At 68.9% G+C, this 23,737-nt stretch carries 11 protein-coding genes; 9 read left to right on the plus strand and 2 right to left on the minus strand.

The genetic code is table 11. The features are described from left to right. Positions 1 to 11 precede the first annotated feature (11 nt). The 4 genes from ACWDTI_RS17965 to ACWDTI_RS17980 are packed head-to-tail and all read left to right on the plus strand — an operon-like array spanning position 12 to position 6,317. On the plus strand, positions 12 to 1,199 hold the full coding sequence (locus ACWDTI_RS17965; RefSeq protein WP_449739459.1) for a 3-dehydroquinate synthase II family protein: 1,188 nt from the start codon (positions 12 to 14) through the stop codon (positions 1,197 to 1,199). An 11-nt stretch (positions 1,200 to 1,210) separates the two neighbouring features. Next, positions 1,211 to 2,392: an LLM class flavin-dependent oxidoreductase gene (locus ACWDTI_RS17970; protein ID WP_449739502.1), complete on the plus strand. Its 1,182-nt coding sequence runs from the start codon at positions 1,211 to 1,213 to the stop codon at positions 2,390 to 2,392. Further along, positions 2,389 to 3,708: a lipopolysaccharide biosynthesis protein gene (locus tag ACWDTI_RS17975; RefSeq protein WP_449739460.1), complete on the plus strand. Its 1,320-nt coding sequence runs from the start codon at positions 2,389 to 2,391 to the stop codon at positions 3,706 to 3,708. Before ACWDTI_RS17970 ends, ACWDTI_RS17975 begins: the two co-directional genes overlap by 4 nt. Continuing rightward, the gene (locus ACWDTI_RS17980) at positions 3,705 to 6,317 is read left to right on the plus strand and encodes an AMP-binding protein (RefSeq protein ID WP_449739461.1); all 2,613 of its coding nucleotides are present in this window, start codon (positions 3,705 to 3,707) and stop codon (positions 6,315 to 6,317) included. The genes ACWDTI_RS17975 and ACWDTI_RS17980 overlap by 4 nt, the downstream gene beginning before the upstream one ends. A gap of 30 nt (positions 6,318 to 6,347) precedes the next feature. Here the strand turns inward: ACWDTI_RS17980 and ACWDTI_RS17985 are convergent, their stop codons facing one another. Beyond that, complete coding sequence (locus ACWDTI_RS17985; RefSeq protein ID WP_449739503.1) at positions 6,348 to 7,343, minus strand: glycosyltransferase family 2 protein; 996 nt, start codon at positions 7,341 to 7,343, stop codon at positions 6,348 to 6,350. 188 nt (positions 7,344 to 7,531) lie between these two features. Then, on the minus strand, positions 7,532 to 8,467 hold the full coding sequence (locus ACWDTI_RS17990) for a methionyl-tRNA formyltransferase (RefSeq protein WP_449739462.1): 936 nt from the start codon (positions 8,465 to 8,467) through the stop codon (positions 7,532 to 7,534). 181 nt (positions 8,468 to 8,648) lie between these two features. Between ACWDTI_RS17990 and ACWDTI_RS17995 the strand changes: the two genes are divergently transcribed. Genes ACWDTI_RS17995 through ACWDTI_RS18015 form a run of 5 tightly spaced genes read left to right on the plus strand, consistent with a single transcriptional unit; the run spans position 8,649 to position 23,337 of the window. Continuing rightward, positions 8,649 to 17,279, plus strand: coding sequence for an amino acid adenylation domain-containing protein (locus tag ACWDTI_RS17995; protein ID WP_449739463.1), 8,631 nt, complete (start codon positions 8,649 to 8,651; stop codon positions 17,277 to 17,279). Further along, on the plus strand, positions 17,276 to 18,880 hold the full coding sequence (locus tag ACWDTI_RS18000; RefSeq protein WP_449739464.1) for an ABC transporter transmembrane domain-containing protein: 1,605 nt from the start codon (positions 17,276 to 17,278) through the stop codon (positions 18,878 to 18,880). Before ACWDTI_RS17995 ends, ACWDTI_RS18000 begins: the two co-directional genes overlap by 4 nt. Continuing rightward, entirely contained in the window at positions 18,877 to 20,616 is a 1,740-nt protein-coding gene (locus ACWDTI_RS18005; protein WP_449739465.1) for an ABC transporter ATP-binding protein, read from the plus strand. Before ACWDTI_RS18000 ends, ACWDTI_RS18005 begins: the two co-directional genes overlap by 4 nt. A gap of 37 nt (positions 20,617 to 20,653) precedes the next feature. Then, positions 20,654 to 21,952, plus strand: a complete 1,299-nt coding sequence (locus ACWDTI_RS18010) for a lysine N(6)-hydroxylase/L-ornithine N(5)-oxygenase family protein (protein ID WP_449739466.1) — start codon at positions 20,654 to 20,656, stop codon at positions 21,950 to 21,952. Further along, positions 21,949 to 23,337 carry a SagB family peptide dehydrogenase gene (locus ACWDTI_RS18015; protein ID WP_449739467.1) on the plus strand — a complete coding sequence of 463 codons (1,389 nt, stop codon included), beginning with the start codon at positions 21,949 to 21,951 and terminating at the stop codon, positions 23,335 to 23,337. Before ACWDTI_RS18010 ends, ACWDTI_RS18015 begins: the two co-directional genes overlap by 4 nt. Positions 23,338 to 23,737 lie beyond the last annotated feature (400 nt).

The raw sequence follows: 23,737 nt of genomic DNA on the forward strand, positions 1-23,737 counted from the left end.
GAAGCATCACCGTGAGCACCACGACCGACATCGTCACCGACGACATCACCCCTTTGTCGGCGGTCGACAGCCAGGCCCCGGGCGCCGAGCACCGTGCCCATCATTTCGCCTGGATCGACATCCGCGCGGTGGCCCCCGGTACTCGGGATGCCGTGCTGCAGGCGGCGATTCACCATCGCATCGACGGCATCTTAAGTGACGACGCAGACCTTCTGGCCCAGCTGCCACCCACCATCCGGCGCGTGCTCGTGACCGATGACCAGGCGGACGATCCGAGATCGGCATCTGTCGACATCGTCCTCACCGAGCACTCCGGCGACGATCACACGATCGTCGACGCGGGTCCGGCCGCCGAGGCCGGCGCCCACGTGATCGTGTCGGACGCCGAGACCCTTCGGCACGCATGCGAATTCGTCCGCCGTGCCCCATGGACGGTACTCACCTTCACCGATCCGACCAAGATCCCGCTCGAGATCGTCATCGCCGCGGCCGAGAACTCCGGTGGCCGCACGGTGACCGTGGTGAACGACATCGAAGACGCCGAGATCGTGAAACTCGTTCTGGAGCACGGGTCCGACGGCTTGTTGCTGACACCACGACACGCCGACGACGTCGCGACGCTCGCCGACGTGATCCGCCCCAGCGCAGATCGCATCGAGCTCACCGAACTCACCGTCACCGGCGTCGAGCACATCGGCATGGGCGAACGCGCCTGCATCGACACGTGCTCTCTCCTGGAGAAGGACGAGGGGTGCCTGATCGGTTCGTTCTCGACCGGAATGTTCCTGTCGTGCAGCGAAACCCATCCCCTGCCTTACATGCCGACGCGGCCGTTCCGCTGGAACGCCGGCGCCGTGCACTCCTACGTTCTGGTGCCGGACAACCGAACCCGCTATGTCAGCGAACTGCAGGTCGGGCAGCCCATCCTTGCGATTCGATCCACCGGAGAGGTCCGCGAGGTCCGGATCGGTCGCGTCAAGATCGAGCGCCGACCCCTGATCTCGATCAGTGCCACCGCACCCGACGGCCGCAAGGTCAACGTCATCGCCCAAGACGACTGGCACGTGCGCCTTCTCGGGCCCGGCGGCTCGGTGAACAATGTGACCGACCTGCGGCCCGGCGACACACTGCTCGGCTACGCGCCCGTCGAATCCCGCCACGTCGGACTGCCGATCACCGAGTTCTGCGACGAGCGATAACCGACGTGAGCATCACCGCACTCGCACCGCGATGCGACGAGCATTTCGACCGCTGCACGCCGCAGGTTCTCTGGTACATCAATCCGACCGACGGCGAGGTCCCGTGGGAACCCGCCGGGCGGGTCACGCCCACCTTCGACGTCATCCGCCACCAGGCACGCACACTGGACCGCCTGGGCTTCTACGGAGCGCTCACGACGGCGCGTGAGGCTATCTCGCTGGTCGGCGACACCGAACGCCTACGGTTCCTCGTCCCCGAGTACCCCGGCGTGAAACCGCCTGTCCTGCTGGCCGAAGAGGCTCAGGTCTTCGACCAGTATTCCGGTGGCCGGCTGATCTACAACCAGGTCAACGGTGCGGACCCGGTGCTGCACCGCTACGGACGGTTCGGTACGAAAGCCGAGCGCTACCGCCTCTCCGCCGAGTACTGGAAACAGGTCAAGAAGCTGTACCTCGACGACACCGAACCGTTCGACGGCGAGTTCTTCTCGTACGGTCCGCGATACAAGCCGGCCATCCCCGGTCCGCGACAGCCGGGCGGCATCGAGGTGTGGGGCACCGGGGCGTCCCCCGAGGGAATCGCCCATGCCGCCGAGGTACTCGACGTCTATTTGTCGTTCATGTCCGAACCCGCCTCACTCGCAAGGCTTTTCCACCGGGTGCGAGGTGCTGCCGCCGCGCGCGGCCGATCCTTGCGGTTCGGTGTCCTCGCCAGCGTGATCGTGCGCGAAACCGACGAGCAGGCCTGGGAACGTTTCGAATGGCAGCTCTCCCGGACACGTCCGGAAACCGTGCTGGCCACCGCCGACCGCAATCTCCGGAGCTTCGGCTTCCCGGGCCTCGACGACATACGCAGCGGGAATCCCCTGGTCCAGAACCGGATCGACGCTCTGCGCGCCGGCCGGCTCCCGGATCGTGCCGCCCTCGAGTTCGCACCGAACATGGCGGCCGGGCTGACCACGTGGACGGCGGCCGAACCGCCTTTCGACATCGCCGGCAAGGGTACGGGCACCTATTTCGTGGGCAGTGCGGTGAACGTGGCGGCCGCGATGTCGCGGGTTGCCGAGCAAGCGGGCATCGATGTCTGGATCCTGTCCGGCTGGCCGCTGGCCGCGGAGGCGGAAATCGCCGCCGAACTGCTGTTGCCACTGTTGGGTCAGCAGCACACGAAGCGCGGCGTCGCCGGCACGTGACCACCACCGACAAGACGACCATCATCGCGGGCGGTCTCCGACACCGCGGGCGGTCGCTGCTGCGCGGCCGGACCGGTGGCCTCGGCGTCGACATCGTCGCCATCATGACGTCGAGCCTGGCCACCGGCGCGCTCGGTTTCGTGTTCTGGACGATCGCCGCCCGTGGTTACACCGCGGCCGAAGTCGGCCGCGCGTCGGCGATCATTTCGTCCGCGACGCTGATGGCCACGCTGTCCAATCTCAGCATCAACAGCCTCTATGAGCGGTTCCTCCCCGTTGCCGGGGCACAAGCACAGCGCATGGTCGTGCTCGGGCGTTGGGTGGTGATCGTGATGGCCGTCCTGCTCGGTGTGGGATTTGTTGCCCTGGGACCGCGGGCCCTGTTCACGCAGCCGGGCGAAATGTGGCTGTACCCGATCGCGGTTGCGATCCTCGGCGTCTTCGCAATCCAGGATTCCGTGCTGATCGGACTCGGCCGATCTCGCACGGTGGCCACGAAGAACGTCACCCAGTCGACCGTGAAACTCGTACTGGTTGCCGCACTGATCCCCCTCGGGACCGCTTCGGCGGTCGTCTGGGCCTGGGTCGTGCCCGCTCTCGTGATCGCACTGTGGATCGGCTGGGCGGCGATCAGGCCCTCCGCGCGCGCGATGACCGGACCTCCGATCCTGCCGCGGCGCACCGAGATTGCGCACTTCTACGCCGGCTCCTTCGCCATGACCGCAGTCGGCGTGGTGGTTCCCCTGGTCGTTCCGCTCGTCATCGTGGCGACACTGGGCACGGAGATGAACGCCTACTTCACCATGTGCTGGCTGGTGATCAACACGGCGGCAATCCTGTTGAACGCCACCAGCGCACCCTTCGTCGCCACCGCATCCGAGCCCGGATCCGATCTGCGGCAGGCCACGTCGCGGTTCATCGCACTGTGCGGCGGAGCCGGCCTCATCGGATGCATCTTGTTGATCATCACCGCACCATGGATTCTCGCCATCATGGGGCCGCAGTACGCGGCCGAAGGCACCGATCTCATCCGGTTGATGGCATTGACGCTCCCGACGGTCTCCTTCGTCACCATCTACACCGCCCTCGCGCGGGTCGAGCGGCGGTTACGGCTCGCCGTCGTCGTCCAGATCGTATTCGGCACGGTGGTGGTCACGGGCATCGCGTTTGCCGCTGGTCGCTGGGGCATCGACGGAGTCGCGTACGTGTACCTCACCGCCGACGTCGCCGTCGTATCGGTCGTATTGGTTCCCGGTATCCGGATGATCCGGCGAGCGCTGCGACACAGTCCCGCGTCGACTCCGCCGAGGCAATGATGACCACCCAAATCTCCGGACCGAACCGTGCCGGGTCGACCACGTCGTCGGCGAGCGTCGCCGATCGGGTACTCCGCAGCCGTGACGAGTTCGGCGACGCGGTGGCACTTCGTACCGATGCCGGAAGCACAACATTCCGCGAGCTGGTCGATCGTGCCCACCTGATGCGACAGGCCATCGCGCACCACGCCGTCGATCCGGGCCTACCCGTGGTGGTTCAGGTCAATGTATCCGTTGCGGCGATCGCACTCGTGCTCGGCGTCTTCCTGTCGCGGCGCCCGCTCGTCGCACTCGATCCGGCACTGCCCGCTGCCCGGGTCACCGCGATTCTCGACGAACTGGATCGGCACGGTCGGTCCCCCGCGCTGTACGTCGCCGACGCCGAGCACCTTGTCGCAGCCAGATCGATTGCCGCCCCGAGACTCCCCGTCATCGCCTTGGCGGAGATCGACGGGTCGTCCGCGCCGGACACGACCGCGGACACCGTTGCGGTCGCCGACGACCCCGCCACCGCCCTCACCAGTATTCAGTTCACGTCGGGCTCGACCGGCACACCCAAAGGGGTGCTGCATCCGAACGCGATGTGGTTGTGCGATGCAGAGCTGATGCGCGACGGTTTCGGCATCCGGAGCTCGAGCCGCGTCGCCCTCGGCATGCCGATCAGCTTCGGCGCCGGCCTCAACGTGCTGATCGGCTCGCTGCTCAACGGTGCCGAGGTACTCGCCGTCGACCCGCGGGCCGACACACCCGATCGCCTGCTCGCCACGATCGCACGCACCGGCGCCGACGTGGCCTTCATGACACCCTCGTTGCTGCGTTCACTCGTCGCGCACCCAGGTGCAGACGGCGCACCCGATCATGCCTGGAGGACGGTGCGGCGCATCATCACCACTGGTGAGCCCCTCACCGGTGAGGTGGCCCGCTGGGCCCTCGCTCGGGCCCCACACGCCACGGTGACCAACTGGGTGGGATCGTCGGAGACCTCCGCGCTGGCGTATTTCGACGTCCGCCGGGGAGACGTCCTCGGACCGGGGAACCTCCCGGCCGGCCACCCGGCCCCGGGCAAATCCATCACCGTCGACGGCGACGGTCGGGTCGTCGTGGCGTCCCCCTACCTTGCGCTCGGCTACCTGGATCGGACGCTCGACGCCGGCCGGTTCACCACAACCCCTCTGGGGCAGAGGACTTTTCGAATGGCGGACCGTGGTGAGTGGATCGGCGACGTGTTATACCTGCGGGGCCGATCAGATGCCGCCGTCAAGATCCGCGGCTACCTGGTGGACCCGTCGGAGATCGAACAGGCGTTGCTGGTCGACGACGACATCACGGAGGCGGTGGTCGTCGCGGTCGCACCGGAGGAATCCACCACACCGGCCGATCCGTCCGGTACCACGCTGGTCGCCTACGTCGTGCCCAACGGTCGACGGCGCACTCCGCCGGTTGCGCTGTTGCGGGACAGGCTGACCGGGCGATTGCCCGGCTGGATGGTCCCGGCGCACATCGTCGTGCTCAGCACGCTTCCCCGCACCGCACGGGGCAAGATCGATCGCACGGCGCTGCCCGCGCCGCGACGATCGATCGAACCGCCCGTCGGGCACGTGGAGGCCGCGATCGCCCACATCTGGGCACGCGAGCTACGGCTCGACACGGTCGGCCGCCACGAGAACATCTATTCGCTGGGCGCCGATTCGCTGACCGTGCAGAAGATCCTCGTGGTCCTCGCCGAACAGGCCGGAGTCACCCTCACGCTGGGAGATGCGGCAGCGGCGCCGACGGTCGCCCTGATGGCCGAACGGGTCGCCGCACGACGGTCGGGTGCACGCCGCCGGGCGTGGTTGCCCCACCGCAGAGCGTCCGATGATCTGGCGCCGACGACGGTCGAGCTACGGAAGGGCCAGGGACGCACCGTCTTCTGCTTCACCGGAGCCGGCGGTTCAGCCCTGGGATTCGTTCCGTTCGCCGATTGCCTGTCCCGGGTCGACGGGATGGGATCGGTGTACGCCTTCGCGCCCAACGGTTTGGACAACGTCGGTGTTCCCGATTGGACCGTGGGGGCCGCCGTCCGGCGCCATCTCCGCGACCTCCGCCGCATTCAGCCGACGGGCCCATACATTCTCGTGGGGCATTCGCTCGGCGGACTCCTCGCTCTCGAGGCCGCGCATCGGCTGCGCGCCGACGGCGAGGACGTCGAGATGGTGGTCGTCCTCGACACCGTCGTCCCGCGCGCGACGGCGCGGACGGTACGGGCAGCGGTTCCCGGCCTGTCGATGGCCACCGAACAGCCGCCGTTGCCACGGGCAGAGCTGTGGCGTCGTCGCGTGCATCTTCCGCTGGCCGGGCTCGCCCCGGTGTCGCATGGCGAACGGGCGGCCACGCTGGAGGAAGTGGGCCGGCGAGTCGCGATGTTCCACCGTCCGAAGCCGTATCCCGGCGCGGTCATGCGGTTCACGATCACCGCGAACGACGACGATCCGCGGCTGTGGAGCGAGTGGCTGACACCGGGAGAGCTCGCCGTCACACGGCTCGACTGTGACCACAACTCGATTCTGCGCGCGCCGCACGTCGGCCGGCTTGTCGACGATCTCGTGTCGGTGTTGAATCAGGTTTGACCACAACGGATTTCCCGCGCAGCGGTCGGCTCAGCCCAATCCGACCTGCTCGGGGCGTCGACGCAGAATACCCGAATACACTGCGGGAGCAGCACTCATCGCAAAAGCGAATACCGCGGATCGGATCTGGCGATCCATCAGCAACGGGACACAATCTCGTAGCGACGTGCGGCGCCGCGCATCGACCAGCAGTCCGTCGACCACGGGGTTGCCGGTGTCGCCGGCATGGGTGGCGCGCATCGCCAGATGGGCAGCGGGAATCAGCACCTCGCGGTAGACGAATCGGCGAATGAGGCGCTGTCGCCGGGGCCCGTCGGCGACCTCGGAGATCACCGTCGTCATCTCGTCGCCCATCTCGAACAGGGCCGCGGTGTTGGTGTTCACGCTGTGCGACAACGAACCCGCACGCAGTCGATAGCGGTACAGCGGGGTGTCGATCATCGCCACACGCCGCGACCGCAGGGCAATTCGTGCGGTCGCGACCATGTCTTCATACGCCCGTCGGTCGTCGAAGGGATGGTCTCCGAGTACCTCGCGGCGGAACATGTGTTTGCCGGGATAGGCCTTGATGTCTCCTGCGGCGAGCATTCGGACGAAATCCTCGCCCGAGACACGGGAATCGGTAGAACGCGGCGCCGGTGCCCGCAGTCGCTGCCCGTGGAGGTCGACGTATTCCGTGCGACAGGCGGCCAGATCGATACTGGGATCCGCGAACGCTGCGCTCATGACCGTGGTGAACAGCGGGTGGGCCAGATCGTCGCTGTCCAGGAACCACACGAGGTCACCCCGGACCGCGGCGACCCCCGCGTTACGGGCACGGCCGACGCCGCCGTTGCGTGGTTGACGGACGACGACGCATTCGACGTCCGCCCCTCGCAGCGCATGCAGCGCGATGTCGATGGACGCGTCGTCGCCACCGTCGTCGACGAGCACCACCTGGTCAACCGGCCGACGTTGCGCCAGAATCGAATTCATGCACGCGCCGATGAATCGCTCACTGCGGTAGACCGGGATCACGACGGAGATGCAGGGCGGCGAGGTGTGGGGCCGGCGACAACCATCTGCGACTGTCGCACGCCGGGCACCGTCGGAGGACATGAGCACCGCCTACGGTCGCGATCGTCGAGCGGATGTCGATGCGGGACCCACGCACCACCCGAACGGCCGTATGCCCGCCGGCGGGCGACGCCCGGCGCGCGCGGTCGACGACGTGCTCACTCGAGGTAGCCACCACCACGCGGGAAGAAGTCGCGCCCGGCGTGCTCGACGCCGTCGTCGGTGCGCAGCCGTTCGATCACCAGTCCACGGTTCGCGCCGAGGTGCGCATCCGCCCCCGCGACGATCACCATGCCGTCGCCCTCGTGGATGAACACGCGGCCCGGCGTTCCGCCATAGACACACTGCGAGACCGAGGCCTTGGTGATGCGGAGACGTTGACCACGGAAGTGCGTGTAGGCGTTCGGATAGGGATCGGATTGCGCGCGGATCAGTCGCTCGATCTGGCCGGCCGGCCACCGCCAGTCGATCCGGGAGTCGATTTCCGAGCGCTTGTGGAAGAAGGTGCGTTCGGAAAGTTGCTGCGGCGTCCAGACCGCGGTACCGGACTCGATCTGGTCGAGCGCCTCGATCAGGACGCCCGGGATCAGGTCGATCGTGGCCGCGACGAGTTCGGTGGCCGTCGACGTCGCGGTGATGGGCACCGAGCGCTGCAGCACGATGTCTCCCGTGTCGAGATCGTCGTCCATCCGGTGCGCAGTTAGGCCAACCTCACTTTCACCGCTGATCAACGCCCAGATGACCGGGGAGAACCCGGTGAACTTGGGCAGCAGCGAATCGTGCAGGTTCAGGGTGCCGTGGACGGGCAGATCGAACAGTTCCCGCGGGAGCCAGGTCCGCCAGTTGTTCGCGACGATGATGTCGGGCTCGGCGAGTTTCACCCGCTCGATGAGGTCACCGTCGGGACGCTGGGCGAGATGGACGGGAATTCCATTGGCGCGTGCCAACTCTTCGACGGAATCCGACCAGATCATCTCGTAGGCGTGCTCACTCGGAGGGTGGGTCACCGAGAGCACGACCTCGTGGCGCGAGTCGATGAGGGACTCGAGCGTCTTGTGCCCCCAGGTCTGGTATCCGAACGTCACGACGCGCACGCCGCACTCCTTTCCTCTTCGGCGTCGCACGCTGTTCGCCCACCCCCGCGTCGACGGTGAAGTTTTGACAGCGTGCGCCTGCTTCATTCTAATAAGTGAGGTAAGCATAACCTGAATGATGTGAGGGCACCCTCGGCGGAGTTGCTCGCTCGTCAGCACTAGATCTCGATGGGGTACAGCCGTGAGCAGTCAGACCACACACACGGCCGCGCTGCCGCTGACCGCCGCGCAACGCGGGATCTGGTTCGCCCAGCAACTCATCCCCGACATCCCGATCGTCACGGCCAACTACGTAGAGCTGCACGGCGACCTCGACATCGACCTGCTCGACCGGGTCTGCCGACGAGGACTCGCGGAGGTCGAGTGCCTCGTCCGCATCATCGACGTCGAGGGCGTGCCGCATCAACTCGTCGACCGCTCGGCCGACGACGATTTTCCGGTCATCGACGTCAGTGACACCGCGGATCCCGAGGCCGCGGCCGCAGCGTGGATGACCGACGACTACACGGCCGGATTCGACCTCACCGGCGACCGGTTGATCCGGGGCGCGGTCATCCGCCTCGGCGACAGGCACCACTACTGGTACTCGTGCATCCACCACATCGTCGTCGACGGCTATGGCGCGATCCGATTCATGAACCGCGCCGCCGAGCTCTACAGCGCCGAATTGTCCGGCGCCGACGCGCCCACCGACGCCTACTCCGCGTCGAGCCTCGCCGACGTCGTCGCCGCGGACGCGGACTATCGGGGATCACGCCGATTTCAGCTCGATCGCGCGCACTGGATCGAGAAGGCCCGCGGGCTGCCGTCGCCGGTGTCGCTGTCGGGCACGCCGGCGGCCCCCGACATCACCCCGGTCCGGTGCGCCGGCTCGCTGTCGCCCGACCTCGAGGCGCGGTTGACCGACGCGGCGGCCGCGTACGGGAGCATCGACGCCGCCGTCACCGTTGCCGCGGTGGCGGCGTACTTCGCGATCGTCACCGACACCTCGGATGTGGTGCTGAGTCTGCCGGTCACCGCCCGGACCAACGCCGTGCTCCGGCGCGCGGCGGGCATGGTGTCCAATGTCGTGCCGATCCGGGTGAACGTCGACCACACCACGACCATCGGCGATCTCGTCACCGCGACCGGTCTCGAACTGACCGGGGCGCTACGCCACCAGCGGTACCGCAGCGAGGACCTGCGGGCCGATCTCGCCGCCGAGGACCTCGCCGGCGAGACGGTCGAACTCGGCGGACTCTACGGCCCGACGATCAACGTGATGAACTTCCCGACCGCTCTGCGTCTCGGGCCGGTGGACGGGCGGTTCCACATCCTCACCTCCGGCCCGGTGTCGGACCTGTCCATCAGCCTTTATCCGGGCGCCGACGGCACGACCATCGAACTGCACGCAAATCACCATGTCTACCAATATGATTGGATCGCAGAGCACCACCGGCGATTGATCCGGGTGCTCGATGCGTTCGCCGACGGCCGCGCCGAGCGCCCGGTGCTCTCCATCGACGTGCTGACCGACGCCGAGAAACAAGCCCTGGTACCCGCGCGCGGCCCCGGCACCGATGAACCCGGCACCCTCGCCGACATCGTCGAGGACGCGACCGCGCGGGATCCGGAGCGACTCGCCATCCTGGCGTACGACGCCGAGGGCGGGCACGCGTGCGTCACCTATCGAGAGGTCCTCCGGTGGGCCGTCGGGGTGGCCGGCGAGCTGGCCGACCGCGGCGCGGCACCCGGCGAATACGTCGCCATCGCGCTGCCCCGCTCCCTCGACTCGGTGCGATCGGTCTGGGCGACGGCGCTCTCCGGCGCCGCGTTCGTGCCGGTCGACCCCGACTATCCGGCCGAGCGGATCCGGCACATCCTGACCGACAGCGGGAGCCGAATCGGCATCACGTCCCGCGCGCTTCGAGGCCGGCTGCCCGACGACGTCGACTGGCTGCTGCTCGACGATCTGACCGAGGACACGACGGTTCACGGCACCGATCCCGGTGATCGTCGACCGATGCGGCGGGCCGTCCTGGACGACGCCGCGTACATGATCTACACCTCCGGCTCGACGGGGGTGCCCAAGGGCGTCGTGGTCACCCACCGCGGTCTGTCGGCGCTGGCCGCCGAGCGCCGGTTGAACTACCGGGTCACGGCCGATTCACGCTTCCTGCACAACACCTCTCCCAGCTTCGACATGGCTGTGGGAGAACAGATCTCGGCGTTGTCGTCGTCGGCCACCCTGGTCGTGGCACCCGCCGGGCGTACGCCGGACGAACTGTCGGACCTCATCACCGAAGCCGGTGTCACCCATGCGTTGCTGACCCCGACGGTGCTCGCCACGCTCTCGCCGGAAACGCTGACGAGCGTCACGGTCCTCGGGGTGGGCGGTGAAGCGGTCACCCCGGACCTCGTGCGCCGCTGGGCACCCGGACGTGCGATGCGCAATGGCTACGGTCCCACCGAGGCCACCGACATCGCCACCGTCGCGGCCCTCGAGACTGCGGAACCGGTGACCATCGGTGGCCCGGTCCACGGGTTCGAGATCGTCGTACTCGACTCCCGGCTGAGGCCGGTCGCACCCGGGATGCGCGGCGAGCTGTACGTCGCCGGGCCAGGTCTGGCCCGCGGCTACCACGGCCTGCCACCACTGACCTCCACCCGATTCGTCGCCAATCCGCTTCGCCCGGGCACCCGCATGTACCGCACCGGCGACGTCGTCTCGTGGCTCCCCGGCGACCTCGACCGGCCTCGCCTGCGCTACCACGGCCGGTCCGATGCGCAGGTCAAGATCCGCGGACGGCGCATCGAACTCGGCGAGATCGAGACGACCCTCGCGAGGGCCGACGGCGTCGCGCACGCGGTCGTCGTGGTCCGCGACACCCGCGTCGGGCAGCGGCTCGTCGGATACGTCGTCGCCGCCGATCCGGGCACCCGGATCATCCCCGCCGATCTGCGGGCGTGGTGCGAGCGGCACCTGCCGACCGGTCTGGTTCCCGACGCGGTTGTCGTCCTCCCTCGAATCCCGGTGACCCCCAACGGAAAACTCGACCTCGCGCAGCTCCCGGAGCCCACGTTCGCGGCCGACGAACCCTTCCGCGCCCCGTCCACCCCCGACGAGGAGACCTTGGCCGCCGTATTCGGCGAGGTCCTCGGCCACGACTCGGTGGGCGCCGACGACTCGTTCTTCACGCTCGGCGGCGACAGCATCGCCGCGATCACCCTCGTCACCCGGGCGCGGGCGGCCGGGCTGCACTTCACCCCGCGTGACGTGTTCGAGCGGAAGACCGTGTCCGCCTTGGCCCGCGCCGCCACCGGTGCGGCGCAGGCCGTGCACCTGCCCGAACTGCCCGGGGGCGGCACCGGCTCCCTGCCGCTCACCCCGATCATGCGGTGGCTCGTCACCAGGACCGACCATGTCGACCGCTACGCCCAACATCTCGTACTCGCCCTGCCCGACGGCATCGGGCATCGCGGCATCGTCGACACCCTGACCGCGGTGATCGCCCATCACGACGCCCTGCGCGCGCGCCTCGTGGGCGACGACACGCTGTGGGTCGACGACGAGCCTCGCTTCGATGTCGATGCCCTGCTCACTCGGATCGACCTCGACGGCGACGCGCAGATCACGGCCGTCGCCCAGGACGCCCTCGACGGTGCCGTCGGCCGTCTGGCCCCGCGTGCGGGTGTCATGGCGCAGTTCGTGTGGTTGCACCGCCGCGGCCGTGAGGACCTGCTCGTCGTCGCGATCCATCACCTCGCGATCGACGGTGTGTCGTGGCGGATTCTGGTTCCCGATCTGATGACCGCCTGGGCCGCGGTCGCCGCCGGTCACCCGCCGGCCCTTGCCCCGGTCGGTACGTCGTTGCGACGCTGGGCACACGGGCTTCTCGAGCGATCCGCGGACATCGTGGCCGCGGAATCCGAATTCTGGACGACCGCCCTCGACGCGGTCGAACCCGATCCACGATGGCTGATCGACCCCACCCGGGACACGGCCGCCCGCGTGGGCCGTTGCCATCTCGAACTCGGCGCCGAGGACACCCGAGCCGTCGTCGACATGGTCCCCAAGGCGTTTCGCGCGGCGGCGGAAGACGTCCTGGTGGCCACCCTGGCTGTCGCGCTGGCCGCCACCCCGGGGGCCTCACCCGAGTGGATCGTGCTGCAACTCGAGGGGCACGGACGCGAGGAGTCACTCGTGCCGGGCGCCGACCTGACCCGGACCCTCGGCTGGTTCACCACGACCTTCCCACTGCCGCTCGACCGGTCGTCGCTGTGCGCCGCCGGGTCGGAAACCGTTGCCGCACAATCGGTTATCCATGCGGTCAAACTGGTCAAGGAGCGTATCCGGGCCATCCCCCACCGCGGTGCGGGCTTCGGGCTCCGCCATTCCCCCGGCGCGGCGCCGACCACGCTCGACCCTGCCTCACTCGACCCGGCCGCGGCCGCACCGACCGCGAGCTTCAACTATCTCGGTCAGATCTCCGCGGAATCGGTGCCGCCGGCGATGGCCGCGCTCGGCTGGTTACCCACCGCCGAACTCGGCGAACTGACCGCTTCGCCCGACACCGACTTCCCGGCGGTCGCACCGATCGACATCAACGCCATCGTCACCGGCGCCGGCGAGGGTCTGCGCCTGACGGCGACCGTGGATCACGTGGCCAGGCTCGTCGACGGCGACACCGCCGGCATGCTCGTCGACAACTGGCGGCGCATCCTGCAGACGCTCGCGACCGCCGTCGGCGACGGCGCACACGGGTGGACCCCGTCGGACGTGTCCCCGGCACGCGTGTCGCAGGCCGACCTCGACACCTGGGTCTCGCAGTACCCGTCCATCACCGACATCTGGCCCACCGCACCGTTGCAGCGCGGTTTCGCCTACCACGCCGCGCTGTCGAGGGATGACCGCATCGCCCACCCGGATGCCTATGTCTCGCAGGTCGGAGTCTCCCTCCAGGGGCGGGTCGATGTCGAGCGGCTGCACACCGCCACGCACGCCCTGATCGCGCGACACCCCGCCCTACGGTCCGCGTTCACCACCGGCGGCGACGGCGAACTCGTCGCGATCGTGGCCGAGAATTGCTGCCCCGACTGGCTTTTCGAGTCCATCTACCGGTTACCCGAGAGCGACCGGAACGCCCGTCTCGCGGAGATCACACGCACGGAGCGCGCTCGGCCGTTCGCACTGGACACCGCTCCCCTCATGCGATTCGCCCTGATCCAGCTGGCCCCGGAGCGATTCGAACTCATCGTCACGATGCATCACATCATCGTCGACGGATGGTCGATGCCGATCCTGTTGCGCGACTTGATCATGGTGTACGCCGCCCACGGGGCGGCCACCGCGCTGCCGCCGGCACCCAGCTACCGCGACTTCCTCGGCTGGCTGGCCGGCCGCGACATCGACGCGGCGCGGCAGGCCTGGGCCGACGCCTTCACGGGCCGCACCGAGCCGACGCTCATCGCCGCGGCCACCGGGACCGACGGCGGCGAGGCCACCACCGATCGACTCATCCTGGACCTCGAACCCGACGTGTGGCAGGCGTGCACGGCAGCCGCGGCCGCGCGCGGGGTGACCGTGAACACGGTGGTGCAAACCCTGTGGGGCGCACTGCTCGCCCGCATGACCCCCGATGCGGTGGCCCGGGGCGGGGTCGACGTCACGTTCGGGACAACGGTTTCGGGCCGGCCCGCCGACATCGATCGCGTCGACGAGACCGTCGGCCTGTTCATCAACACCGTCCCGGTACGGGTTCGCGCCGACGCCTCGGACACCTTCACCGAACTGATGCTGCGCGTACAAGGCGAGCAGGCGGCACTGCTCGACCATCAGCACCTCGGTCTCGCCGACATCGTCGGGGCCGCAGGACCCGGCGCCGAGTTCGACACGCTCGTCGTCTTCGAGTCCTACCCGGTGGACTCCGATGTCATCGCCGCGGCCGGCGACATCGACGGCATGCGGGTCACCGACATACGCACCACCGAGGCAACGCACTACCCCCTGACACTCACGATCGAGACCCGACCCCACCCGCGGGTGACCTTCGGGTACCGGCCGCAGTCACTGTCGGCGGCCACCGTCGCGGCGCTCGCCGACCGTTTCGCCACGATGCTGAAAGCCGTTCTCGCCGAACCCGGTATCGCGATCGGCGCGCTGCCGGCGCTCACGCGATCCGAACAGCAACAGATCGTGCCGGTGCGCGGGAATGACCCGGCCGCCGAACTGTCTCTGCGACAGATCATCCGGGACGCGGTCGACGCACGGCCGGACGGGATCGCGGTTCGCTGGCGTAGCCGGGCCATCACCTATCGGGAGCTCGACCGGTCGTCGGATCGTCTGGCCGTCCGCCTGGCCCGGTCCGGTGCCCGCCCGGAGGCGTTCGTGGCCGTCGCGGTGCGACGGTCCCTGGACTCGGTGCGTGCGGTGTGGGCGGTAGCCAAGACCGGCGCGGCGTTCGTGCCGGTGGACCCGACGTACCCGCCTGACCGAATCGCGTTCATGCTGAACGATTCCGGTGCGCGGCTCGGGGTGACCGACCGTCGTTGCCGTCCCTCGCTGCCGGATTCGGTCGACTGGCTGGTGCACGACGAGTCCGCCGACGACCCCGACGCCCCGGCCGACCCCGCCGACTCGGCGGCCGGGCCCTCTCTCGACCAGGCGTCGGACCGCGGGGCGCATCCCGCGTACGTGATCTACACGTCGGGATCCACCGGCACACCGAAAGGCGTGGTCGTCACGCATCGGGGACTCGCCAACCTCGTGCGGGAGCGTCGCGAAACGTATCTGGTGCACACCGAATCACGCTTCCTGCACAACACCTCACCCAGTTTCGACATGTCGGTGGGTGAGCAACTCGCCGCTCTGTCCGCATCGGCCACGCTGGTGATCAGCGATCCCGACGACGATCCGGCCTCGATTCCGGAGCTGATCGTGCGCGAGGGTGTCACCCATGCACTGCTCACCCCGACGGCGCTGGCCGGGTTCACCCCCGAATCCGTGCCCGGGCTGAGGGTTCTGGGCGTCGGCGGCGAGGCGGTCGGACGCGACCTCGTCCGCCGATGGTCGCCCGGCCGGGTCATGCGCAACGGTTATGGCCCGACGGAGGCGACGGACATCGCGACCGTGGCCGACCTGCGCGCGGGGACCGTCGACGCCGGTGGGCCCGTCCCGATCGGCCGCCCGGTCCGCGGTTTCGAACTACTGGTGCTGGACAACGCTTTACGCCCGGTCGCCCGTGGCGTGCCGGGCGAGCTCTATCTGGCCGGTCCGGCACTCGCGCGCGGCTATCACGGTCGCCACGGCCTCACCGCGGCCGGGTTCGTCGCCAACCCGTTCGGTGAACCCGGCGACCGCATGTACCGCACCGGTGATCTCGTGACGCTCTCGGACGACGATTCGCTGCGCTACCTCGGCCGGTCCGATCGACAGGTGAAGGTGCGCGGCCATCGGATCGAGCTGGGTGAGATCGAGGCCGCGCTCCTGACGGCCCCCGGGATACGCGAGGCGGTGACCGTCGGCCGCACCGGCCCGCGCGGCCAGACGCTGCTGGTCGGCTACATCGTGGCCGACCGGTCGCGGCCCGTGCCCGAGGCACGCGCCGTCGTCGCCCAGGTCGCACGCGCCCTCCCCCGGCACATGGTCCCGTCGACGGTCGTGGTGCTCGACTCGATGCCGATCACACCGTCCGGCAAGGTCGACGAACGTGCTCTCCCCACACCAGATTTCACATCCGGCGCCGAGTACGAGGCACCGTCGACACCGACCGAGCAGCTGGTCGCCGACGCGTTCGCGCAACACCTCGGCATCGACCGGGTCGGTGCCCACGACGACTTTTTCGCGCTCGGCGGCACCTCGCTGACGGCGTACGCCGTCGCGAGGCGGCTACGTGACCACATCGGAGCCGACGTACCGATGACCGCGCTGTTGGGGTACGCGACACCACGCACCGTGGCCCGGCTCCTCGACGACCCCGATCCGGTCGCGGACAGTGCGGCACTCGGTGTCCTGCTGCCGATCCGCGCCCATGGCAGCGCCGAGCCGGTGTTCTGTATCCACCCGGCAATCGGGCTGTCCTGGGGGTATGCCGGCCTGCTGCGACATCTCGCTCCCGATCACCCCGTCCACGGTCTGCAGATCCCCGGCATCACGGACCCCGACGATTCGGTCTTGTCGATTGCGACCCTCGACGATCTGGCCGACCGATATCTGCGCGAGATCCGCGACGTGGCGCCCACCGGACCGATCCACCTCGTCGGATGGTCGCTCGGCGGCGTGATCGCGCACGCCGTTGCCGCACGACTCGAACAGACGGGCGGGCAGGTGGGCTCACTGACCCTGCTCGACAGCTTCGCGCCGTCGTCGACCGAGACACCGGCCCCCGCCGACTCGCTCCGGTTCACCGACCTCGTGAGCGCGCTCGGACTCGAACACCATCCGATGGCGAACCCGGGCGCGGGCGACCGACCGGTGACCCGATCGTCGATCGACGACGTGCTCGCCGAGGTCGAGGACATGCCACCGGGCCTGGACACCGCGACCGTCCACTATCTCCTCGACGCGGCCGAACACACCGCCGAGCTCCTGCGCCGCCACCGCCCACCGACCTTCGGCGGGGATGTGGTGATGATCGCCGCCGATCCGAACACGACCCGGAGCACGGCGGCCGCCGACAGCTGGCGCCGACACGTCCGTGGGCACATCGCCGAACACAGCGTGGGGTGCACGCACTGGGAGATGTGCTCGTACACCGCCATGGACACTATCGGCCCGCTGATCGATGCCCGGGTGAGGGCCGACGCACCCGCGACGGGTCGGGCGGGCCGATGACGGCGACCGTGAACCGATCGCCGGTGATGGCCGGACCGACGCTGTCCGGCACCGGCCTGTTGGGCGGGTCCCTGCGGCTGCACCGACGCGCACTGGCGGGATCGGCGGCGCTGCTGTCGCTGCATCAGGTGTGCGAGGTCGCGGTTCCGGTGATCATCGGCCTGACGGTCGACCGTGCGGTGGCACAGATCGACGGAATGTCGCTGATCCGGTGGATCGCGGCGCTGGCGTGCGTCTTCCTGGTGTTGACGGTGGCCTACCGGTACGGCGCACGATCGGCGATGTCCGCCGCGCAGAACGAGTCCCATCGCGTACGCATGTTGTGCGCGGACGCGCTCCTCGAACCGGCGTCCCTGGGTCGAACCGACGGTCCGGCACACGGATCGGCGTTGAGCATCGCCAATTCGGATGCCGACGAGACCGGGAATCTGCTTCGGTACATCCCCCAGGCCAGTTCGGCCCTGGTGGCGTTGGTGGTCTGCGCGGCGGTGCTGATCGGCATCGATGTGGTGCTCGGCGTCGCGGTGCTGATCGCGGTTCCACTCGTCTTGTCCGGAGTTGCCCTGCTGGGTCCGTTCACCACCCGTCGGATCGCCGACCAACAGCAGGAGATCGCCGAATCAACCTCCACGGCAAGCGATCTAATCTCCGGATTGCGAGTGCTGCACGGGATGGGCGCCACCGGTGAGGCGGCGAGGCGCTACCGGGCGATCAACGAGTCCACCCGGACGGCGATGCACCGCGCCGCAGTCGGGCACGGCGCGTTCTTCGGTGCGGCCACCGGCGCCACCGGGCTCATCGCGGTCGGAGTCGCCTCCCTGGCAGGCTGGTTCGCGCTGACCGACCGGATTGGTGTCGGTGCGCTGATCACCGTGCTCGGCATCGCCCAGTTCCTCACCGAACCACTCGCGGTGGCCTCGACCCTGCCCAACCGGCTGGCCACGGCACGCGCCTCGGCCGATCGGGTCGCGTCGTTGATCGGCGCCGTCGGGGGGCCCGTCCCCGACCCGGACACTCCCGCGGACGGTCACCGCTCGATCGTCGCCCCGGGCGAGTGCGTCGTGGTGACCGGCTCCGACCCGCGAGTCGTGCGAGAGTTCCTCGCGCAGATCAGGTCCGGAGCCATCGGTGTCGGCGGCGACGGACCCCACCCCCGCACCTTGCTGATCGAACCGCATCATGTCGACCTGTTCACCGGCACGCTCCGAACCAATCTCATCACCCGCGATCATCCGGCGCCGACGCGTTCCGATGTGGTCGACCTGCTCAGGACACTCGGCAGCGCCGATGTCCTCGGCGACGAGGGCGGCGACGGCCTGGACCGCGTGATCACCGACCGGGGGCTGTCGCTGTCCGGCGGGCAGCGACAGCGCATCGCGCTCGCACGCGCCCTGCTCCGTGACCCCGACGTGCTGATCCTGCACGACCCCACCACAGCCGTCGACGCGGTCACCGAGTGCGCGATCGCCGAGGGAATGTACCGATACCGGCACCGGTTGCGGACACAACGCTCCACCGTGGTGATCACCTCCGGCGACGCGTGGCTGGCCATCGCCGACCGCGTCGTGCACCTTCCCGGCAGCGGATCGGAGGCGCCATGACTGCCCTCCCGGTCGCGTCCGGATCACGGTCCCGACGATGGCTGCGTACCGCGCTGCGGGTACGGCCGCGGCAGAGCCTCGCAGTGGTCGCGCTCTGTCTGACCACCGCGGTCTGCGCCGTCATCCCGGTACTCGCCCTGGGCATTCTGGTGGATCGGGTGTCGAGCGAGACCAGCGCTGCATCGTTGATACCGCTCGCGCTCACCGCTGCCGGCGCCGCCGTCGTCGGCGGGTTGTCGGCGGCCGCCACCGTCTGGGCGATCGCGCGTCTGGGCGCGGACGTGATCGCCACCCTCCGGACCGAGTCGATCGATGCCGCCCTGCGGCTTCCGCGTGGCGTGCTGGAGGATGCCGGCCGCGGCGACCTGCTCTCGCGAGTGAACAGCGACGTGACGATGATCAACCGGGCGGTCACCACGGTCATACCGACGGTGGTGACCGCGACCGCCCTCGCCGGGGTCAGTCTCATCGCGATGGCCGGCCTCGATTGGCGTCTGGGCGTGGCCGGGGCGGTGTCGGTTCCGTTGTACGCCTTGGCATTGCGGTGGTACATCCCTCGATCCTCGCCGGTCTTCGCGGCCGAACGGGCCGCGGCCGCCGATCGCGCCCACGCGATCGTCGAGGCGGTGTCCGGGCGCGACACCGTCCACGCCTACGCCCTCAGGGATGCCGAGATCGCGGAGATCGAGTCCCGGTCGGCGACCACCCGGGACCTCGCCGTCAGCGCCTTCACGCTCTTCACCCGGCTCGTCGGCCGGGTCAACCGCGCCGAATTCGCCGGCCTCTCAGCGATTCTGATCGTCGGATTCTGGCTGGTCGACGCCGGGGAGATCAGCGTCGGCGCCACCACGGCGGCCGCGCTCCTGTTCCACCGGCTGTTCAACCCGATCGGCATGATCCTCTACTCCTCGGCCGAATTGCAGCTGGCCGGTGCGGGTCTCGCACGGCTGGTCGGCGTCGCCGACTGCCGACCCGAGGTCGACGATCGGGCCGGGCAGAAGCATTCCGGGTCGGACCACTCCGACGGGTTGGTGTTGCGCGACATCCACTTCGCCTATCCGACAGGCAGACCCGTGCTGCGGGGAGTGACTCTGCGGATCGATCCCGGGCAGCGCCTGGCGCTGGTCGGGTCCAGCGGGGCCGGCAAATCGACGCTGGCGGGGATCGTCGACGGCGCGCTGAGCCCGGACCGCGGCGAGGTCGTGCGGGCCGCCGACGCACGAGTCTTCACGGTGAGCCAGGAGGTCCACGTGTTCGCCGGACCGTTGCTGGCGGATCTGCGCCTGGCCGCGCCCGACGCCGACCGCGCGGCTGTGATGCGCGCGCTGCAGGTCGTCGGTGCCGATGCGTGGGTCGAGGCATTACCGGACGGGCTCGACACCGTCGTCGGCGAGGGCGGCCATCGGCTGAGTGACGCACAGGCACAACAGGTCGCGCTCGCCCGCCTGGTGCTCGCCGATCCACAGATCGCCGTCCTCGACGAGGCGACCGCCGAGGCCGACAGCGACCTGGCCGTCGATCTCGACCGCGCCGCCGTGGCCGCCACCCGTGGGCGGACCACACTGATCATCGCGCATCGACTGACGCAGGCACTCACCGCCGACGTGGTCGCGGTGATCCGCGACGGGACGATCTCCGAACACGGTCCGCCGCACGAACTGATCGCTGCCGGCGGTGAGCTCTCCCGCCTGTGGGCGACCGCCCACCATCGACGGCACCACGCCACCACGCCCTGAAACCCGACCACGATCACCACCACACCGAGGAGCCCCGATGACCAGCCAGGATTTCCACCATGACGCCCACTCCGACATCGTCGACATCGGCGGGATCGGGTTCGGACCGTCGAACCTCGGACTGGCCATCGCGCTGGCCGAGCTCAACGACCAACTGACCACACCCCTGACGTCCAGATTCGTCGAACGACAGACGGCGTTCGGATGGCATCGGGGAATGTTGTTGCCGCGCACGACGATGCAGATCTCGTTTCTCAAAGACCTCGCCACACAGCGCAATACGCAGAGTCGGTACACCTTTCTCAACTATCTCGCCGAGAAGAGCAGACTGAGCGACTTCATCAACCACCAGACGTTCTTCCCGACTCGTCACGAGTTCCACGACTATCTCGAGTGGGCGGCGCAGACGGTCGACGCCGACGTCTGCTACGGCGCCAGCGCCGTCGATGTCGAGGTCGACGGCGACCACTTCGTCGTGCGGCTCGAGGGCCGCCACGGTGGGATCCTGCGCGCCCGAAATCTGGTCGTGTCCACCGGGTTGACCGCCCGCCTCCCGGAGGGCATCTCCGCGTCGCGCAGGGTGTTCCACAATCACCGGCTGCTCGCGCACCTCGACGAGCTTCCGGCACTCGAACACGGCCGCCTTCTGGTGCTCGGCGCCGGGCAGAGCGCCGCGGAGGTGGTGGAGTATCTGCATTCGCGCTATCCCGACGCATCGGTCCACAGCGTCTTCTCCAAGTACGGTTACACGCCCGCCGACGACAGCCCCTACGCGAACCGGATCTTCGATCCGCGCGCCGTCGACGACTTCCATGCCTCGACCCCGGAGTTCCGCCGCCGCCTGCTCGGCTACCACCGGGCGACCAACTATTCGGCGGTGGACCTTCCGCTGATCCAGGAGTTGTACGCCCGCGAGTACGGCGAGCGCGTCTCCGGTGACCGTCGCCTGTTCATGCACGGCGCGTCCCGGGTGATCGACGTCGACCAGTCTGTCGACCGCGTGCGGGTCACCGTGTCCCACGAACCGACCGGGCTCACCGAGACCCTGGTCTGTGATGCCGTCGTCTGCGCGACGGGCTTCGACGAGATGGATCTGGGCACGACTCTCGGCCGACTCGCCGACGAGATCGTCGTCGATCCCGAGGGCCCCCGGGTGAACCGGGATTACCGCGTGATGACCCGATCGGAGCTGCCGGGCGGAATATACCTGCAGGGCGGCACCGAACACACGCACGGCATGTCGTCGTCGCTGTTGTCCAACATCGCCATCCGGTCCGGTGAGATCGCTCGCGGCATCGCCCGGGACCGTGCCGCGGCGACGGTCCGCGACTCGTGACCGTCGCCGTGGGACTGTGCACCACGTACTCCTTCACCACCGGCGCGCGTTGTCTGCTCGGTGGTGGCGGTGTCGCGGTGGTCCTGCCCGCCAGGCAACGCCTCGACGGCCTGACACCTGCGCAGATCGCCCTGCTGCGTCAACTCAACGCCGGACCCGTGACCGTCGACGACGATGCCGACACCGACACGGTGGACGTTCTGCGGCGACTCATCGACACCGGCGCCATCCGCCTGACGATGTCGCTGGGCACCACAGACCTGTACTCGCTTCGTCCGTTCCGGCGGCCGAACTCGGATCGGCCGGACTCGGCTCGGCCGGGCTCGGGCGACGCCGATCTGGTGCCGTCGAAGTTCACCGTGATCCGTCGCCTGGACGATGACGTGGTGGCCGAACATCCCCGGTCATGGTGTGATGTCGTCATCCACGACCCGGCGGTGCTCGGTTGGCTGACCGGACTGCCGATGCCGTCGGCCGACGGGCCGCCATCGGAGGTGGCCCGACGGTTGCGCACCGACCTCGCGTGGACCGGGCATGTCGTCCCCGCGGGCCGGGAGCAACACGACTTCGCCACGCGCAGTTGGAGTTCGCACGAATTGTGGTTTCACCGGCGCAGCACGGTCGGTGATCGGGCGGCCGCGTTCGCCGGGTTCGGTCCCACCAGATGGGCCGACGGCGAGTTCGAGCCGGTGGCCGCTCGACGAGAACTTTTCGCCGGAGACCCGACACCCCTACCCCGGCCCGACCTCGGTTCGGTCGCCGAACACGACCCCCCTCTGGTGGCCGTGGCCGAGGCACGAAAGTCCGTACGGGACTTCGACGATGCACACCCGATCAGTGCCGGGCAACTCGGCGAACTGCTCTTCCGTTGCGCCCGCACCCGCGACGTCCGCACGGTCGACGCGAATCGTGCGGTGCCCGAGGAACTTCCGTCCCGGCCGTATCCGTCGGGCGGGTCGCTGTACGAACTCGAGGTGTACGCGGTCGTCCGCACGGTCGACGGCGTCGCGCCGGGGATGTACCACTACGACTCCTACGATCACGTGCTGCGGCCGGTGGCACCCTACGACAGTCCGGCGGTGAGCCGCCTGATCGCGCCGGCCGCGCTGACACTGGCCGACGGACAGCTGCCCCAGGTGCTGCTCGTGTTGGCGGCACGCGCGGGCCGCATCATGTGGACCTACGAACAGATGCCGTACGCCGTCATCCTCAAGCACGTCGGCGTACTGACCCAGACGCTCTACCTGACCGCGACCGCGATGGGTCTCGGTGGTGTGGCGCAGGGTTACGGCGACACCGCGGCCTTCGCCGAGGCCACCGGGGTCGACGAGCTCGTCGAATGCAACGTCGGCACGTTCGTGGTGGGAGTGCCGCGGCCTGAGTGATCTGGGCCGGGGCGGGAAGGGACCCTTCGAGTCAGCGCGAGCCGGGAGGAATCTCCCTATTCGCTGGGCGAGTAAGCGACCGAGCTTGCGCCCTTCGATGCGCTCGCAAGCTCGCTTACTCAGGAACCGGCCGCGCATCGAGGCCACTTCCCGGACTCAAGGGATCTCGATGCGGCGCCTCGCTGAGCTCGGAGCCTTACTCGATCAACGGGAAGACATCGCACGCAGGCAGCACGAGACAGCCACATTCGCAACACCCTTCGCTGGTCGAGTAAGCGACCGAGCTTGCGCCCTTCGGTGTGCTCGCTCGGAGCCTTACTCGATCAACGGGAAGACATCGCACGCAGGCAGCACGAGACAGCCACATTCGCAACACCCTTCGCTGGTCGAGTAAGCGACC

It is taken from the genome of Gordonia sp. NPDC003424, from assembly GCF_053588655.1.

Coding starts and splice junctions, on each gene's coding strand:
- ACWDTI_RS17980 (WP_449739461.1), top strand. CDS start 3,705: ATGATGACCACCCAAATCTCCGGACCGAACCGTGCCGGGTCGACCACG.
- ACWDTI_RS18000 (WP_449739464.1), top strand. CDS start 17,276: ATGACGGCGACCGTGAACCGATCGCCGGTGATGGCCGGACCGACGCTG.
- ACWDTI_RS18005 (WP_449739465.1), top strand. CDS start 18,877: ATGACTGCCCTCCCGGTCGCGTCCGGATCACGGTCCCGACGATGGCTG.
- ACWDTI_RS18010 (WP_449739466.1), top strand. CDS start 20,654: ATGACCAGCCAGGATTTCCACCATGACGCCCACTCCGACATCGTCGAC.